The 16,940-nt window shown below is 43.9% G+C and carries 10 protein-coding genes and 1 tRNA gene; 10 read left to right on the top strand and 1 reads right to left on the bottom strand.

What is annotated here, in order from left to right:
- Window positions 1-50 precede the first annotated feature (50 nt).
- The 10 genes from PV783_RS23375 to PV783_RS23330 all read left to right on the top strand — a co-directional run bounded on the left by PV783_RS23375 (window position 51) and on the right by PV783_RS23330 (window position 15,281).
- Complete coding sequence (locus tag PV783_RS23375) at window positions 51-2,477, top strand: penicillin acylase family protein (protein ID WP_420989798.1); 2,427 nt, start codon at window positions 51-53, stop codon at window positions 2,475-2,477.
- 80 nt (window positions 2,478-2,557) lie between these two features.
- Window positions 2,558-2,630, top strand: a tRNA-Lys gene (locus tag PV783_RS23370).
- A 1,380-nt stretch (window positions 2,631-4,010) separates the two neighbouring features.
- Entirely contained in the window at window positions 4,011-4,592 is a 582-nt protein-coding gene (locus tag PV783_RS23365; protein ID WP_420989797.1) for an RNA polymerase sigma factor, read from the top strand.
- A gap of 64 nt (window positions 4,593-4,656) precedes the next feature.
- Window positions 4,657-5,829 carry a FecR family protein gene (locus PV783_RS23360; RefSeq protein ID WP_420989796.1) on the top strand — a complete coding sequence of 391 codons (1,173 nt, stop codon included), beginning with the start codon at window positions 4,657-4,659 and terminating at the stop codon, window positions 5,827-5,829.
- 342 nt (window positions 5,830-6,171) lie between these two features.
- Window positions 6,172-9,402, top strand: coding sequence for a SusC/RagA family TonB-linked outer membrane protein (locus tag PV783_RS23355; protein WP_420989795.1), 3,231 nt, complete (start codon window positions 6,172-6,174; stop codon window positions 9,400-9,402).
- Between the two features lie 19 nt (window positions 9,403-9,421).
- Window positions 9,422-10,855, top strand: coding sequence for a RagB/SusD family nutrient uptake outer membrane protein (locus PV783_RS23350; RefSeq protein WP_420989794.1), 1,434 nt, complete (start codon window positions 9,422-9,424; stop codon window positions 10,853-10,855).
- A 189-nt stretch (window positions 10,856-11,044) separates the two neighbouring features.
- The gene (locus PV783_RS23345) at window positions 11,045-12,151 is read left to right on the top strand and encodes a thioredoxin-like domain-containing protein (RefSeq protein WP_420989793.1); all 1,107 of its coding nucleotides are present in this window, start codon (window positions 11,045-11,047) and stop codon (window positions 12,149-12,151) included.
- Window positions 12,152-12,209: 58 nt separating this feature from the next.
- Window positions 12,210-13,337: a redoxin domain-containing protein gene (locus tag PV783_RS23340; protein WP_420989792.1), complete on the top strand. Its 1,128-nt coding sequence runs from the start codon at window positions 12,210-12,212 to the stop codon at window positions 13,335-13,337.
- A 545-nt stretch (window positions 13,338-13,882) separates the two neighbouring features.
- Complete coding sequence (locus tag PV783_RS23335) at window positions 13,883-14,929, top strand: hypothetical protein (protein ID WP_420989791.1); 1,047 nt, start codon at window positions 13,883-13,885, stop codon at window positions 14,927-14,929.
- Entirely contained in the window at window positions 14,907-15,281 is a 375-nt protein-coding gene (locus PV783_RS23330) for an ASCH domain-containing protein (protein WP_420989790.1), read from the top strand. The genes PV783_RS23335 and PV783_RS23330 overlap by 23 nt, the downstream gene beginning before the upstream one ends.
- 65 nt (window positions 15,282-15,346) lie before the next feature.
- Here the strand turns inward: PV783_RS23330 and PV783_RS23325 are convergent, their stop codons facing one another.
- Window positions 15,347-16,933: an SIR2 family protein gene (locus PV783_RS23325; protein ID WP_420989789.1), complete on the bottom strand. Its 1,587-nt coding sequence runs from the start codon at window positions 16,931-16,933 to the stop codon at window positions 15,347-15,349.
- Between the last annotated feature and the right edge of the window lie 7 nt (window positions 16,934-16,940).

Here is a 16,940-nt window from a genome sequence, read left to right as displayed (position 1 = left end):
GGTTATGAATCAAATTTGATGTATTTTACATATTACATCCGATATGTAATATGAGAATCATCCCCGCAGTTATCACCGCAGCAATTACCTTATCGCTTACATACGCTTTCAGTCATAAACTGGGACAGATACCGCCACTGGGAAAGCTGTTAAGCCCGCAAACGGGCTTCTGGCAAAATGCAGAACCTATTGGAGAATTCCCCCGTGAACAACTGGTGTTACCCGGACTGTCCGGCAAAACAGAAGTTTGGTATGACGACCGTATGGTACCGCATATTTTTGCAGAAAACGAAGGAGATGCCTATTATGTGCAGGGATATGTGACTGCGCGCGACCGTCTCTGGCAGATGGAGTTGCAGACCTACGCCGCCGCCGGGCGCTTATCGGAAATACTGGGCCCTAAACTGGTGCAGTACGATCGCAAGCAACGCCGCCTCGGCATGGTATACGCTGCAGAAGGCACTGTAAAAGAGATGCTGGCAGATCCGGCTACCAAAGTAGCCGTAACCTCTTACGCGGCCGGCATTAACGCTTATATTGCCACGCTTACCCCTGCCACTTATCCCGTAGAATATAAAATACTGGATTATAAACCGGAGAGATGGGATATTATCAAGTCGGCCTTATTGCTGAAATACATGGCGCACGACCTCGCGGGATTCGCCAATGACCTTGAATTCACCAACGCGCGCCGTTTATTTTCCCTGCAGGACTTTGACCTGATGTATCCTGACTTCCACGAAGCCACTGATCCCATCATACCGAAAGGCACTCCTTATCCGGCGGCTACCATAAAACCCACTGCGCCACCAGACAGCGTGCTGGCTTCAGCCGCAGCATACATGAAGTTTAAAACAGACAAGCCTGATCCGGGCAACGGCAGCAACAACTGGGCCGTAGGCGGCAGCAAAACCCGCTCCGGTGCGCCCATTCTCTGCAGCGATCCGCATCTCAGCCTGTCGCTGCCTTCACTCTGGTACGAAGTACAGATCCATACACCCGATATGAATGTATACGGCGCTTCTCTTCCGGGCGCACCCGGTGTGATCATCGGTTTCAACGACCACATCGCCTGGGGCGTTACCAACGGAGAAGAAGATGTGAAAGATTATTACAGCATGCAATTCCGCAATGGCCGCTCCGAATACCTGTACAATGGCAGCTACCGTAAAGCAGACCTGCGCGTAGAAGAAATAAAAGTACGGGGCAGCGCCACCGTTCGTGATACCGTTGCCTACACCGTATTTGGGCCCGTTATGTTTGATAACACCTTCCCGGATAAAACAACCGGACAAACCTTCCTGGCCATGCGCTGGAAAGCGCTGGACCCGTCCAACGAACTGGCCACCTTCAACAAGCTCAATAAAGCCCGTAATTACGACGATTATCTCAATGCGCTTAACAGGTATACCTGTCCTGCGCAAAACTTTGTATTCGCCGATAAAGCGGGCGATATCGCCATCTGGCATAATGGTCAGTACCCGCTGCGCTGGAAAGATCAGGGCAAATGGATCATGCCCGGCAGCGACAGCACCTATGCCTGGCAGGGATTTATTCCTCATGAGGAATTGCCGCACATAAAAAATCCTGAAAGAGGATTTGTGAGCTCCGCCAATCAACGTCCCACCGACAGCACATACCCATATGCCCTGTACGGTGAATATGATCTTTTCCGTGGCAAGCGTATTAATGAAAGATTATCTGCCATGAGCGCGATCACCACACAGGATATGATGCAGCTGCAAAATGACGACAAAAACCTGTTCGCCGCCGCAGCCATGCCCATGATCAGGAAACACATTGATACCAGCTCACTCACTGCGCAACAGCAGCCCTACTGGCAGCTGTTAACCTCCTGGGATTTTATGGCCACACCCGACAGCAAAGCAGCCAGCATCTTCAATACACTATGGGCACACCTGGAAGACACCATCTGGCAGGATGAACTGCATCCCAAAGACACTACCATCCTGACTTATCCGCAATCCATCACCACATTGCAATTACTGCTGCGTGATACTGCCTTCCATTTTATAGATAACGTTAATACACCACAAAAAGAAACCTTATCGCAATTGCTGCAAGGCGCATTTGCGCAAACAGTAACGGAGTTGTCGGAGTTAAACAAAGCGGGCAGGCTCGAGCTGGGAAAAGCACGCGGTACAGATATCAATCACCTTTCCCGCGGCATTCCTGCCTTCAGCGCTTTACACCTGAATACAGGCGGTGGCCAGCATATTGTGAATGCCACCAAGCAAACGCATGGACCTTCCTGGCGTATGGTGGTGCAGCTATCAGACAAAACAGAAGCATATGGTATTTATCCCGGCGGACAGAGCGGAAATCCGGGTAGTCCGTTTTATGATAACAGTGTAAATGACTGGGTATCGGGCAAATATTATATGCTGCATATTTTCAGTGCGGAAGAAAAAGATGATCCTGTAATCCGCTACAAGCTTGTGTTTACGGGGAAGTGATAAAATAATTTCAATAAAATTTGGCTGGAAATAAATAATTCCTATCTTTGCACTCCGTTAAACAAAAAGACGGGGTAAAAGATTCCCTAGCTCAGTTGGTAGAGCAATACACTTTTAATGTATGGGTCTTGGGTTCGAGTCCCAAGGGGATCACAGAAGATTTTCAAAGCCTGCGCTAGTCGCGGGCTTTGTCGTTTTGGTCTATTTGTTAGTCTATCAAAGTGCGATTGCGTGATTCGTGGTTACTTAGTTTTATTCGGGTTGACTTATCAATACTAATTTATGATATTTTGATTTTAAAAACATATTAATTCCTAGTTGTAATTCCAGCAGGATCACTGGAATTTTGCAAAGCCTGCGCGTATGTAGCGCGGGTTTTGTTTTTTAGTCGAATGGATGGTCCAGTTTCTTTTGAATCACCTCTTTTTTCTTGCTGTACTTTATACGCGTTAGTCAGCGTTTGCGAAGGTATGAACAATAAGCAACCCAATTTTATATTACCTTATCGCAATACACTGCATGCTTTTGCTTCCATGTATTTTCCTTTTATTTAATTTTTCTCCTGAAAAAAGATTATCGTTTATCATTACATTTTTCTAAGACATAACAAAGGAAACATTATCGCCAATTTACAGCGGTTCCTTTACTATCACATCTTTATGTAGTATGTCAAATTTGTTGATCTTGCTAAAACACTATAACCCTATAGCAGGTACTTTCCGTTTAATAACAGCAAGGCAAATGGACAATATCCCCAGAAAAAGTGTTTATGATTCAGGCTTTATAAAATACATCAATTTTAAAATCACCTGAGATAATTCAAATACTCTCATTAACCATACAAATACAAGTGCCCAGTTCCAATAGACATAATCCTGAAGGGAACTTTTATGTGTGCTGGAATTTTTACTATTGGTATAGACAGATTTATTTCTTTACTCAATCTAAACTTGATACTGATATCATGTAGCTATGATCCTATAAGGTATTACAAAGCTGTTTTTATCCCCCGGAGGAGGATACGTCCAACTCACTAGACGGTCGCTTTTTAATGATACGCTTGTTGCCCATATTAAATTGTCGTATCCAATATTTCAAACTACTGATAGAGATTCCTTCCTGAACACAATAAGTTTTATTAGGTGTCTGTAAGGCAATATTAAGCAGAAGAGATTCAACCGTTATTTATAGCATTGTTCATCTTAAAACGGTGGCCACTTCCGTTATCGGCTGGGTGCTTGGACTTTTGAATAGTATGTGATGCAAAAAAGTTTTGTTATCATATAATGGGAGAGCTCTTTTGTATCCGGGTGACAAATATTAAATAGTAATATGTTATTTATTGTATTTTATTATATATATAGTAAGTCTATGACAAGTTTATACCTTAGTATAAATTAGCAGTCGTGAAGTGTTTGATTAAACAATCTCTCTGGCAATGTCTTTTTTTTAAGATGATGTCACGTCGTAATTTATTGTAAAAGAAACTTCGGTAAATCTGTTTGATTTTAGCCGCTGAATAATTATTTCCATTTGTCAATAAATCAAAAAATTGATGAGCGTGGGTTGCTGGAACAGGTAGCCAGAGGAGAAGAAGCTGCTTTCACACAGTTAGTAGATTGGTATTCTCCGTTGTTGTATACTTTCATCGTCCGGATTACAGCAGACCGTTGGATGGCAGAAGAAGCCGTGCAGGATACGTTTTTACGCATTTGGCTTAACCGGGAGTCGCTGGCTGCTGTTAAACACTTCAAAGCGTATCTGTTTGTTGTTTCAAAGAATTTTGCCCTGAAAGCACTTCAAAAGGCGCTTAAAGAAGATACTAAAGAGGTGGCATGGAAAGCATTTTATCAAACTTATTCCTCAGAAGATAATGATCGGGAACCAATTCTTCATTTGATTGATGAAGCAATTACCAGGCTCCCTCCCCAGCAATCCAAAGTTTGGATACTAAGCCGACGTAAGGGGTTATCGCACAATGATATCGGCACAGCATTGGGAATCAGCAGCGAGACGGTAAAAAAGCATTTACAGGCAGCCCAGAAGTCTATTATTAAATACGTCGAGTCGCAAATACATCTCCTCTTTATTCTTCTGTTAAAAAAATTTTTGTAAAAAGATCTTATCTGACTACCCCTTTCTTAAAAAAACGGGATCTAAGTATTTAGAAGACCATGATATGGATTTGAGTACTGAACGTTTACAACATTTGTTTGACAAGCTATTTAATGGCAGTATCACCGATGCTGAGAAGGAAGAACTTCGCACATTGGCGGGCATTTATGACCAGGATGCCTTATTGCCGGAAATACTTGAACAGCAATGGAAACAACTTGAACCAGGTGAACTGTTTTCACGGGAGCAACGCCTGATGGTTTCTCAAAAAATCCTGGCACAGTATCCCGGCATACCCGCCACTCCCGTACGAAAGCTATTTTATCGCTCCCGGTATTGGGCAGCGGCTTCTGTGGCAGTTTTGTTTGTCGTGGGTGTCTATTCCTGGTTGAATCACCGGGCCAAAAGTAAATCGGCCATAGCAAATGAACAGATGGCTGCGGTTAAACCCGGTAAGAATGGAGCCATTCTTAAACTGGCTGATAACAGCCAGATTTTATTAGATACCATGAAAAATGGTGTTGTCTGGCTTCAGGGGGGAATTACAGCTAAAATAGCAGACGGTAGTCTTATTTACGATGAAAGTAATAGTGCTGTTGCCTATAACGTATTATATACACCGAAAGGAAGACAATTCCATGTAGTATTACCTGATGGTACAGGGGTGTGGCTTAATTCTTCCAGTTCAATTCGTTATCCGACGGCTTTTACAGGCGGTAAGCGCGAAGTTGAGGTAACGGGAGAAGCGTATTTTGAGGTGGCAAAATCCGCTCAGCAGTCCTTCGCTGTTACGGTTAATCACCAGGCATCTGTTCAGGTGCTGGGCACCAGCTTTAATGTATCTGCCTATGAAGATGAGCCGGAAATGGTGACAACTTTATTTGAAGGAAAAATTCGTGTGAGGAGGGAGCAATCTTCGGTTTCGGTATTACCCGGACAACAGGCTTCAATAGGTAAGGATCAAAGCATAATAAGAATTAATGAAAATCCGGATTTAGATAAAACAATAGCGTGGAAGAATGGAGTATTCAACTTCAACGATGCCAGTCTTCACCAGATAATGCGGCAACTTGAACGTTGGTACGATATAGAGGTGGTATATGAGCGGCAAGGACCAGAAATTTATTTTTTAGGGGAAATCAGCAGAGGCGCATCATTAAAGGATGTACTTATGTACTTGCAAACAACCGGAGTCCGCTACCGTATGGAGGGACGTACTTTAACGATATTGAATTAATATAGCATCAACCATAAAAAAAACAGAACCAACCATTAAATAAAAACCGGAAGTGATTGAGCCCACTTCCGGCAGAATTTGATCTTAAAACGCCGTCAAAGCTATTTAATCAACCAAAGTCAACTGCAATTTATGCAAAAAAATGTCAATTGGGGCGCCAGTCTTATGACTGTTGGAGTCCGTTTACTTTCGCGCTATTTGCTTCCAGTTCGCCCCCAGATGAAGCCAATAGTTTCAAAAACCGTTTTGGTTATGAAATTTACTGTTATTTTATTGACTGTCGCACTTCTCCAGGTTCACGCAACCAGTTTTTCTCAAACCATCACATTTACCGGGAAAAACATGACTCTCCGACGGGCACTGGCTGTGGTGAAGCAGCAAACAGGCTACAATTTTTTTGCAAACCGTGATGATTTAGATAACAGGTCTACGGTGAATGTAGCAGTTTCCAATATGCCATTGGAAGATTTTCTAAAAATAGTATTCAGGGATCAACCGCTTAATTACATCATCAGGGATAAGATAATCCTTATTTCCCCTAAGCCAGCTATGGACACCGTGCGACCCGTATCGAACAACGACAAGGGCAGGTTGCAGGTGCGTGTATTCGATGGAGCCGACCCGTTGATCGGCGCCTCGGTTACCATCCGAAAGGAAGGGCGTGCGTCTGCGTCCGGCGCCACGGATGCCAACGGCTACTTCAGGACATCGGGCCTTGCAGAAGGAGCCTATATACTTGAGGTTACCTTTATCGGCTATGAAAAGCTAACGCAGGCAGTGACGATAAAGGATAGACCGCAGACGGTGCTGATGGCTATGAAGAAGGCGACAAGTACGCTGGATGCTGTTCAGACAACGGCCTATTCGAAAACGACGTTGCGATTCAATACGGCGGATATCAGCACCATCCGCGCGGAGGAAATTGAGCGTAACCCGGTATCTAATGTGTTACAGGCCCTGGAGGGCCGTGTGGCAGGGATGCAGGTGACCCAGCTGACCGGTAAGGCCAATGGAGGATTCTCTGTTCAGATAAGGAGCCTCAACACATTGTCGGGGGACAGGGCTTCACCGCCTAATATTACCAGGACCGGCGGGCAGCCGATATATATCGTTGATGGTGTGGAATACCCGGCCAGCGCATGGTTGCCAATGAACGATTTTAACTTTCAATTACCGCAGTTGGGCGGCAATGCGCTCAACTACCTGGATCCATCACTCATAGAATCGATCAACGTATTGAAAGGCGCCAGCGCCACAGCGGTCTATGGTTCACGTGGCGCCTTTGGCGTTATCCTGATCACCACGAAGAAAGGAAAGGCTGGCAAGCCTTCCCTCGCGGTAAATTACTCCCAGGGCATATCAACACTGGGGCGTGCCCCAAAGCTGCTCGATCTGAAAGGATACCTGGAGTTGCGGCGGGAAGCGCTCGCTAACGACGGCGTCAGGCCGGCCTCGTTTGATTACGACGTCAATGGTGCCTGGGACACCACGCAGAGTACCGACTGGAAGCAATTTTACCTTGGCAGTCATGCTGCTACCACGCGGTTGAACGCCAGTTATACCGGCGGAAGCCAGAACAGCAATTACCTGATAGGGGCCAACTATAGCTCCACAGGCAATATTGAACGAAATGTGGGATCGGTGCGACAGGGCGGTATGAATTTCAGCATCAATGCGTCCACCAATGACCGGAAGTTCCGCATGGGTCTGTCCGGAAGCTATTCCACTAATGTCGATAATACAGTGCCGGTGGACTTTGCAAGCTCCGGTATTTACTGGGCGCCGAATGCCCCCAAACCTTTTTTGCCCGACGGTAAGGTCAATTGGGAAAGTCCTGGTCTCTCAGGCAATCCTGTCGCTTTGCTGAACGCGATTTACAAAAATAATACGGATAACCTGATCGCCAGCGCCTCGCTGACCTTTACCCCAATAGAAGGGTTGTCCTTTACGGCCGTAGGCGGGTTCAGCCTGTTGTCTGCAAAGGAATTCACCGGAAAACCTGCTGCGATATTCAATCCGGCCAACTTTACTCCTGCACAGCGTGCCTCCACGCTCAATCAATACAGAATAAGGACCCTTAGCGCCGATCCTCGCGCGGAGTATGTACATACCTGGGGAAAGGCTCATCTTAATGTGATCGTCAGCGCCAGTATCAGGGACAGGGTTGATCAGCAGACTAAAATCGATGGGGCCGGCTTTGCTACCGACCAGTTGATGATGAACCCCGTAAATGCCAACACGCCACCTACTACCACCTATAATTCTACGCCAATGAGAAATATCGGTGGCGTTGCGGCGATCAACTTCCGCTGGGCCGATAAGTATATTTTAGACCTCAGCGGCCGGCGGGACGGCTCTTCCGTATTTGGCAACAACAGGCAGTTTGGGAATTTCGGCGCTGTAGCAGGGGCCTGGATCATCAGCGAGGAACCCTGGTTCAACCCGATACGCAAGGTGATCGATTTTCTCAAGGTGAAAGGCAGCTATGGCCTTGTTGGTGCAAGCGCGATATCGCCCTACCAGTATATCAATATCTATTACGCTACCCCTGCCGCTTATGGCGGAGGGCTTGGGCTTGCTCCCGCGAACCTGTCCAACCCTTACCTGCACTGGGAAACGAACCGTAACCTGGAATTGGGCCTGAACGTTGACCTGTTCAAGGGAAGGCTGAATATTGAAGCAATTTACTTCACGAACAAGGCAGGCGACCAGCTTACCATGCAGCCACTGGCTTCGCTTACCGGCTTTGACTACTACACCGTTAATACACAGGCGCAGATCCGGAGCTATGGGGCAGAGTTCACGGTCAATACCAGGAATATACAGACCAGGGATTTTTCCTGGAACAGCCGGATAATGCTGACGATACCGCGGACCAAACTGCTGGCCTATCCTGGTTTGGAGACCGTGCCCTATAACTTCAATTACATTATCGGTAAACCGATAACGGGCTACAAGTTGTACAACTATGCAGGCGTGGACCCGGCCACGGGATATTACAGTTTCTACAATGCCAAGGGAGAGAAAGGATCGTATCTGTCCTATACGAATACGCTGAAAACCAGCGACCAAACGGGTTTTGTGGATGTTGCGCCTAAATGGTATGGGAGTGTGCTGAATACCGTGAACTATAAGAGCTTCAGCCTGGATTTCCTTGTGTCGGTAATGAATAAGATCGGGCCCAATTACCTGGCGTTCCCGTACACCCCCGCGGGCTACATTAACAATAATATCCCGGCAGATATAGCGGAGATGCGGTGGAGAAAGCCGGGAGATGAGGCTTCCGTCATGAAGGCCACCCAGGGAACCAATGGGTACCAGAACAATACTTATTTCAGGAACAGTACAGGAGCATTCGGTGATGCGAGTTATGCCCGTCTGCAAAACCTGAGCATCAACTACCGGCTGCCGGCCCGGCTAACCCAAAAGGCTGGTATGGTGTCCGCATCGGTGTATGTGGCGGGACAGAATTTACTCACCGTATCTAAATACAAAGGGCTCGATCCGGAAAGCCTGCAACGGGGCTTACCACCGCTGCGCGTATTTACGGGCGGGATTTCGGTGCGATTTTAAATCTTTAAATTTTTCGATCATGACAAATTTTTTCAGATATATACGTTTTTCGTGGCTGTGGCTGATGCTGTTGGCGGCTATATCGGGCTGCAGGAAATATCTCGAAGTGCCATTGCCATTGAACTCCATGCCTGTGTCTTCGGCTTTTGAGAATGACATTACGGCTGCTGCGGCGCTTACGAGCGTGTACACAGTGCTGGCCCAGCAAGCTATACTTGATGGGACGGATGGACTAGGATCGGTTACAGGATTGTACACCGATGAGCTGAAGTTACAAAATACGCTCTTGAGTTCCGATTATGTGCCGATATACAGTAACGGGGTTAGCAGCAGTTCAAGAGTTGTCAATTATTGGACAACTATTTATAAGCAGCTGTATTCGGTGAACACGGCGATAGAGGGCCTTAAGCCGGCAACCGGCCTCACTTACCAGCGCCAGTGGCTGGGAGAAGCCTATTTCCTGAGAGGGCTGTTTTATTTCTACCTGGCGAATATTTATGGCGAAGTACCGCTGGTGGTGAGTACCGACTACCTGGCTAACAATGTGCTGGCCAGAAGCCCGCAGGCCGATGTTTATGCCCAGGTAGTATCTGATCTCAGGCAGGCGCAGTCGCTGCTGGACAATAATTATCACGACGCAACCGGCGCGGTGACGACCAGCAGGGGAAGGCCCAACAGGGCGGCCGCTACGGCCCTGCTGGCGCGGGCATATCTCTATATGAAGGATTGGAAGAATGCCGCAGCACAGGCGGACAGCCTGATCGGCAATGCGGCAGACTTTCAGCTGCCCGACCTGTCCAAGGCGTTCCTGGTGAACAGCAAGGAGGTGATCTGGGGCCTGATACCCTTTGGCAACTCGTATCCCAGCTATGCCGTAAAGGATGCAATTACCTATTATTTGGTGCCGGGGCTGCCAATAACTTCATTAATAGTAGTGTCGACAATGAGCGATTCCCTTGTGGCGGCTTTCGAACAGGGGGATGGCCGTTGGTCCGCCTGGGTTGGGAAGGACAGTTTGTCGCCCACGGAAATCTATTACTACGCTTATAAATATAAGGTCCGCGACAAACAAACGCCGCCGCAGGAGACCTTCGCGGTGCTGCGGCTGGCTGAGCAATACCTGGTTAGGGCGGAAGCGAAAGCGCAGCAGAACGATCTTACCGGTGCGCTGGCAGACCTGAATGCTGTTCGTGCCCGCGCGGGTTTAGGCGCTTCTGCAGCAGCAACGCAGTCTGATATACTGGCTGCCATTCTGCGCGAGCGCAGGGTAGAGCTGTTCACGGAGACAGGCCACCGCTTTTTCGACCTTCGCCGTATGGGAAAACTGGATGCGGTAATGAATGTGGCAGCGCCTTTAAAAGGCGGCGCCTGGAACAGTTATATGGCATGGTGGCCAATACCTGTGAGAGAGATTCAAAATGATCCTCACCTGGTTCAAACGCCGGGGTATTAATAAATATGGTAGTTCAGTGGGACAGGTCGCCAGGTTAATAAGGACAGGTGATATTCCCGTGTAAAAAAAATACGTGTAGGCTTCAAGGTTAGTAATGGTGTGTCAGCGTTTTTTCATGTGCACCTCCGCCCGGTTCTGAGGCGGTAGCTTACGTGGATTACCAGGTATACAACAAAAAATAATAATCGTATGAAAAAATTGAGCATCTGCTTATTACTTGTATGTGCTTTTATAGCTGCGCAGGCGCAGGAGGAATTTATCATTGAAGGAAAAATAAGTGGTGAGAAAACGCCCCGGAAGATATTCCTCAGATATTGGACAAATCACGTAAAACAGCAGATTCATAGAGATTCGGCGCTGGTAATAAATGGATCTTTTACATTTAAAGGAACGGTGAATGGGACGATGTATGCCAGGCTGAGTACAGGGGAGTTATTTGATGAATATCCGCTGGAACAGTCCTTTTTCATTGAAAAAGGCGTAACTAAAGTGATATGGGAAGAACGGCAAAGGGCCGTTTTTAGCGGTAACAAAACGCTGGCTGAAAACGACCTGTATGAATTGCAAATGGCTCCTTATTATAAAAAAAACGGAGAGCTGGCAAAAAGAAGGTACGAGGCTGCCACAGATAATAATGATACTGCTGTAGCCAGGCTGGATGCAGTGCTGAAGGCCAGTTTGGGGGAATCCCTGTTGAAGGGGCGTGAGTTTTTTACTGCTCATCCCGACTCTTATGTCAGCCTGATCTACATGCTATGGTATTTAAAACAATTTGAACCGAAAGACCTGGAGCCGCTGCTGAACAACCTGAGCCCGCGTCTGCACAGTACCGAAGAATGGAAGTCGATGACTGCCGCTCTTGCGATAATGAAAAAAACGGCCGTGGGAGCAACACCGGATTTTACACAAAATAATACGGAAGGCGTTGGGGTCCCGCTTTCTTCCCTGAGAGGGAAGTACGTGCTGGTGGACTTCTGGGCCAGCTGGTGCGTACCATGCCGTAAGGAGAATCCCAATGTTGTAAAAGCATATGAAAAGTTCAGGAGCAGGAATTTTGAGATAATATCTGTTTCATTAGATAACAATAAGGAGAACTGGTTGAAGGCGATCGAAGAGGATCATCTTACCTGGATTCATGTCAGCGATTTGAAGGGATGGAAAAATGATGTAGCGGTTGAATACGGGATTTCCAGTGTGCCGCAGAATTTCCTTCTTGACCCCAACGGCAGGGTCATTGCGAAAAATCTCCGGGGTGAAGAACTAGGAAAGAAGCTGGAGGAGCTGATCAGGAATTGAATACCGGGTAGCATCAAACAAAATAAAAAATCGTAGAAGCTATAAAAATTAAAAACCAATGAAGAAATTAATTGTAGGCGCCGCTATGTTAATGCCGGCCCTGTTATTTGCCCAGGGCAAAAAATCTGTTGCAGAAAAACCGTTTACCATCCAGGGTACCGTATCCAACCAGCAATCCCCTGCCAAAGTGTTCCTCAGTATCCGTAAGAATGGCGAAACGCATACGGATTCCACTGTTACCCAGGCAGGTAAATTCACCTTCTCCGGCGCAATAGACGAACCTACTTTGGTCGGCCTGGCGCTGACGCATGAACATGGCGGTAAAGTGTCCAGGGACGGAGATGTACTGGCGCTCTTCCTGGAGGCAGGCGCCGTTATTGTAAACAGCACCGATTCTATCAGCAAAGCGGTAGTAACCGGGTCTAAAGCAAACGACGACTATACTAAACTGAATGACCAGCTGAAAGTCGTAGAACTATTCCGCTCCCCTGAAATGATGAATAGATTCTTTGCTATGGCCAGGAAACAGGACAAAGAAGGCATCAAAGCCCTCAAAGATTCCCTGGACGCAGCAAAAAAAACAATAACAGAAGAATTTTTCGATGCAAATACTTCTTCACCCATCGCACTGTTCGTATTGAACCAGTTAGCTGGTCCCTTCATCGATTCTAAGATAGCAGAGCCGCTGTATAACAAACTCAGTAAAGAATTAAAAAGCAGCCCTTCCGGTAAACAATTCGCGAAAAAACTGGAAGCAGCCAGGAAAACTGCGATAGGCAACAGCGCTATTGAATTCAGCCAGGCCGACAGCACCGGTAAAGCGATCGCACTATCGTCTTTCCGAGGAAAATATGTACTGGTAGACTTCTGGGCTTCCTGGTGTGGTCCCTGCCGTGCAGATAATCCTAACGTGGTGAAGGCCTACGAAAAATTCAATCCTAAAGGTTTTGAAATCCTGGGCGTATCCCTGGATATAAAAAAAGAGGACTGGCTGGCAGCTGTTGAACATGATAAACTGACCTGGGCACAGGTTTCCGACCTGAAAGGCTGGAAAAACTCCGTGGCAGCCATGTACGGTGTAGGCGCTGTTCCACAGAACTTCCTGATAGATCCGAAAGGCATCATCGTTGCGAAAAACCTCCATGGCGAAGAGCTGGAAAAGAAACTGGAAGAATTAATAAAGTAATATCTCAGCAGATACTTTTTTCATATATTAGAAGGGCAACCACTATGGCTGCTCTTCTTTCCTGTGTCAAAAGTAAATGGCAAAACTTCCTTTTATTTTTGTGCGTATTAAAGACAGGAGTTTTTCTTGCATAAAAATATTGATGAATAAGGAGTAAGAATTGATACTATCTAAACAAATTTTTTTGAAATCAGGCTATTTGTGCTAATTTTTGTAAATCAAAAATAAATAAGTTCGAGTTTTGTACCATAGGGATCACTGGAAATTTTCAAAGCCTGCGCTAGTCGCGGGCTTTGTTGTTTTGGTCTATTTGTTAGTCTATCAAAGTGCGGATTCGCTGTTCTTGTTTACCTAGTTTTATTTGGGTTGACTTGTCCATACGAAATTATTGTTTTTTATTCAAAATGCCCAACCGCCAATAACGCAAGAGCTTAGTTATTTAGTTTACGATGTTGTAAGGAAGTCTAATGCAATTGCTTAATCACAATATGTATTGCCCCATTGTTATACTTTTTTTCTTATATTAGGGCTTAGAACTACCTAATATGCAATTGTTATCCTTTACCCAAATTGATTTGAACGACCCCTTTTTCGATTCCTTAAAAGAAGACTACCGTGAATTTGAAGCCTGGTATGAAAAAAAAGCAAAATCAAATGCGATGGCATATGTTTCGCATGATGAACATGGATATGTTCAGGCCTTTTTATATCTAAAAGTAGAGTCATCAGCCATAGAGGATGTGGCACCTAGGTTAGAAGAAAAAAAATGGCTGAAAGTAGGTACATTTAAGGTTAACCCTCATGGAACAAGATTGGGAGAGAGGTTTGTTAAAAAGTTATTAGACCACGCGGTTATACACGAAGTAGATAGCGTGTATGTAACAGTTTTCCCTACCCATAATGGTCTAATAAGGTTGTTAGAAAGATACGGCTTTACAAAACAAGCGGAGAAGACCACTGAGAACGGAGTAGAAGATGTTTTAGTAAAAGAGATGAATGTTTTAACAGGGAGATCATTACATGATTACCCATTAATAAAATTAGAAGGGAGAAGAAAATTCGTGTTATCAATTTATCCCGCGTTTCATACGCAGTTATTTCCAGATTCCAAATTATTCAATGAAAAATATGATTTGATACAAGACGTATCACACACGAACAGCATACATAAAATATATATTAGTTTCATGTCCGGAGTTCAGGCATTAAATTCTGGGGACATTGTTGTGATATATAGGACAACTGATACAGACGGGAATGCTCATTATAGAAGTGTGGTCACATCTATTTGTGTAGTCGAGGAGGTTAAAAGACGGCGTGATTTTGCATCCATAAATGATTATATTGCGTATTGCCAATCCTATAGTGTTTTTGATGAATCTGATTTAAGGAAATGGTTTAATAGGAACGGCGATTTGTTTATTATTAAAATGACCTATAATATTGCTTTAAAGAAAAGACTGATAAGAAAGGTGTTAATCGAAGATCTAGGGATTAACAGTGGATATTGGGGCTTTTTTGAAATTGACAACAACCAATTCAAAAGTATAATTAACCAAGGAGAAGTAAATGAAAGTATTATTATCGATTAAGCCGGAATATGTCGAAAAAATTTTTAATGGCGAGAAAAAATTTGAATACAGGAAGGCCATTTTCGCAAATAAAACAATCAAGAGCATTGTTGTATATTCTACAATGCCTGTAGGTAGGATTGTAGGGGAATTCACTATTGAGGAAATTTTATTGGACAGTCCAGAATTAATTTGGGCTGAAACAAAAATGTACTCAGGCGTGAAGAAATCATTTTTTAACGAGTACTTTAATGGAAAGACTTTGGCGTATGCTATTAAAATTTGTAATCCAAAATTGTATAAAACGCCTATTGATCCTAAAATGAAGTATAAATCATTTGTTGCACCTCAGTCGTTTAAGTATCTTTCTTGATTTCGCTATTGTTATGTTTTTCATAAATGGGGGATAACTTTTTAAAAGCTATCCCCCATTCACATTTAGTTTTTTGCATTTTTGAGATAATCATAATAACATGCTACTTTTCTAAATGAAGTCTGGTTATTTAATGCATTGTCTTTGCTGCATTGTTGTAAGAAATCTTTAAGAACCTCTAGGTCTAGTGCATCTTCAGTAAGGAGAGGTAAGATTTCTAATATTTTCTTCTTTTCAAATCCAGAATTGAGAAGATCCTTTATATGCTTAAAATCTGTGCGATATTTTTTTATGTTTTTTGTATAAAAAGCTCCAGGATAAAAACAATTGGGAATATCTTTGCGCAGCTCGAAAGCACCATTAATAGAAGATTTGCCGATCTTATTTAATGTTCCGTCCTTAGCGAGGAAACCAGCACTACGTAGGTATTTATAATGAGGACAAAATATTCTTTTCGTAAGGATATTAGGTAGACTTTCTTGTATTAAATCATTTGAATCAAATTTTATATCATCAAATAAAACGTCTTGAATAATATCTTTTGCCTGAGGTGATTTATAACCAAATTTTTGGAGACCAACTTTTTGTAAACTTTCATTTTGAGATAGCCCAACACCAACGACGAAATCAAGTTCATCACTTTCCTTTAGGTCTCCTAGATTTCCATAGTATAGGATTTTACTTGGGGTGTCTGTTTTAACTAAATCATAAACGGAACTTTTCAATTTCTTTAATAATTTCATTGGTAACTTATGTGTAATTTGATTTAGAACCTTAAAAATATCAGTAAAGTCATTAGTCTGGACTAGTTTAATTGGGAGTATGGAATTACCTACTTTTATTACGGTGTCACTTATGGTAGGACTTATTTTTTCTCTTTTCCATTCAATAAATATAAGTCTATCTTTAAGTTTATCGATGTTACTTTTATCTAAGCAGGAGACAATGGCATCCAGTATTTCTATTATATTTTCATCAGACAAGGAATAGCCTAAAAAGATGATAGGATGTTCTACAAATATAGTTAATAGCTTAGCTGCTAAATAGGTATTTTGGTCTTTAAATTTCGTATAATCTGCTTTTGTGACAACTAGGCTATCGGGTTTTGTGACACAACCGTGAATTTTGTAAATGTCTCCAACACTTAGATTATTTGAAAATAGCAATTCTTTTTGACCTATATAAGTCTGGAAATCGGGGAAAAGGTCGGATAAGAATGTATCCCAATTTGTTGTAATTATGCCGCTAATAGTAGACGTTTGTAATAGAGAAATTTCGTTTTCCAATCCCTCTGCGGCTTTATTATAAGAATTTACTATTTCTGATAACTCTATTTTTAGTGGTAGTTCTTCATTTATAGAGGCAATAGATTTATATTTTAATCGAGATTTTGTAAAATCAATAGAACTCCACCACAGCTTATGAAAATCAGCAGCAAAATTTGATGCCAATTGGGGTAGATCATCTGGACACTTGGAAGCATAATAATCAAAAGGTAATTCCAGCTTCATTTGGACTGAAAATTCTTCTAATAATGCTGACCACGTTGGAATATTTAAGTATCTTCTGGATAGTCCACTTCCAACAAATAAATATGGTAAGGTGCCAAAAGAGGAAATATGTTTCTGAAATTCTGTATCAAAATCGACCATTAGATAA

The sequence above is a fragment of the Chitinophaga sp. CC14 genome, assembly GCF_048957795.1.
GTDB lineage: Bacteria > Bacteroidota > Bacteroidia > Chitinophagales > Chitinophagaceae > Chitinophaga > Chitinophaga ginsengisegetis.
This window is presented reverse-complemented; position numbering and strand designations above follow the sequence as displayed.

Bases quoted from the DNA above. Each gene is read 5' to 3' on its own strand.
- PV783_RS23360 (WP_420989796.1), top strand. From the start codon at position 4,657: ATGGATTTGAGTACTGAACGTTTACAACATTTGTTTGACAAGCTATTT.
- PV783_RS23355 (WP_420989795.1), top strand. From the start codon at position 6,172: ATGACTCTCCGACGGGCACTGGCTGTGGTGAAGCAGCAAACAGGCTAC.
- PV783_RS23375 (WP_420989798.1), top strand. From the start codon at position 51: ATGAGAATCATCCCCGCAGTTATCACCGCAGCAATTACCTTATCGCTT.
- PV783_RS23335 (WP_420989791.1), top strand. From the start codon at position 13,883: ATGCAATTGTTATCCTTTACCCAAATTGATTTGAACGACCCCTTTTTC.
- PV783_RS23345 (WP_420989793.1), top strand. From the start codon at position 11,045: ATGAAAAAATTGAGCATCTGCTTATTACTTGTATGTGCTTTTATAGCT.
- PV783_RS23340 (WP_420989792.1), top strand. From the start codon at position 12,210: ATGAAGAAATTAATTGTAGGCGCCGCTATGTTAATGCCGGCCCTGTTA.
- PV783_RS23350 (WP_420989794.1), top strand. From the start codon at position 9,422: ATGACAAATTTTTTCAGATATATACGTTTTTCGTGGCTGTGGCTGATG.
- PV783_RS23330 (WP_420989790.1), top strand. From the start codon at position 14,907: ATGAAAGTATTATTATCGATTAAGCCGGAATATGTCGAAAAAATTTTT.
- PV783_RS23325 (WP_420989789.1), bottom strand. From the start codon at position 16,933: ATGGTCGATTTTGATACAGAATTTCAGAAACATATTTCCTCTTTTGGC.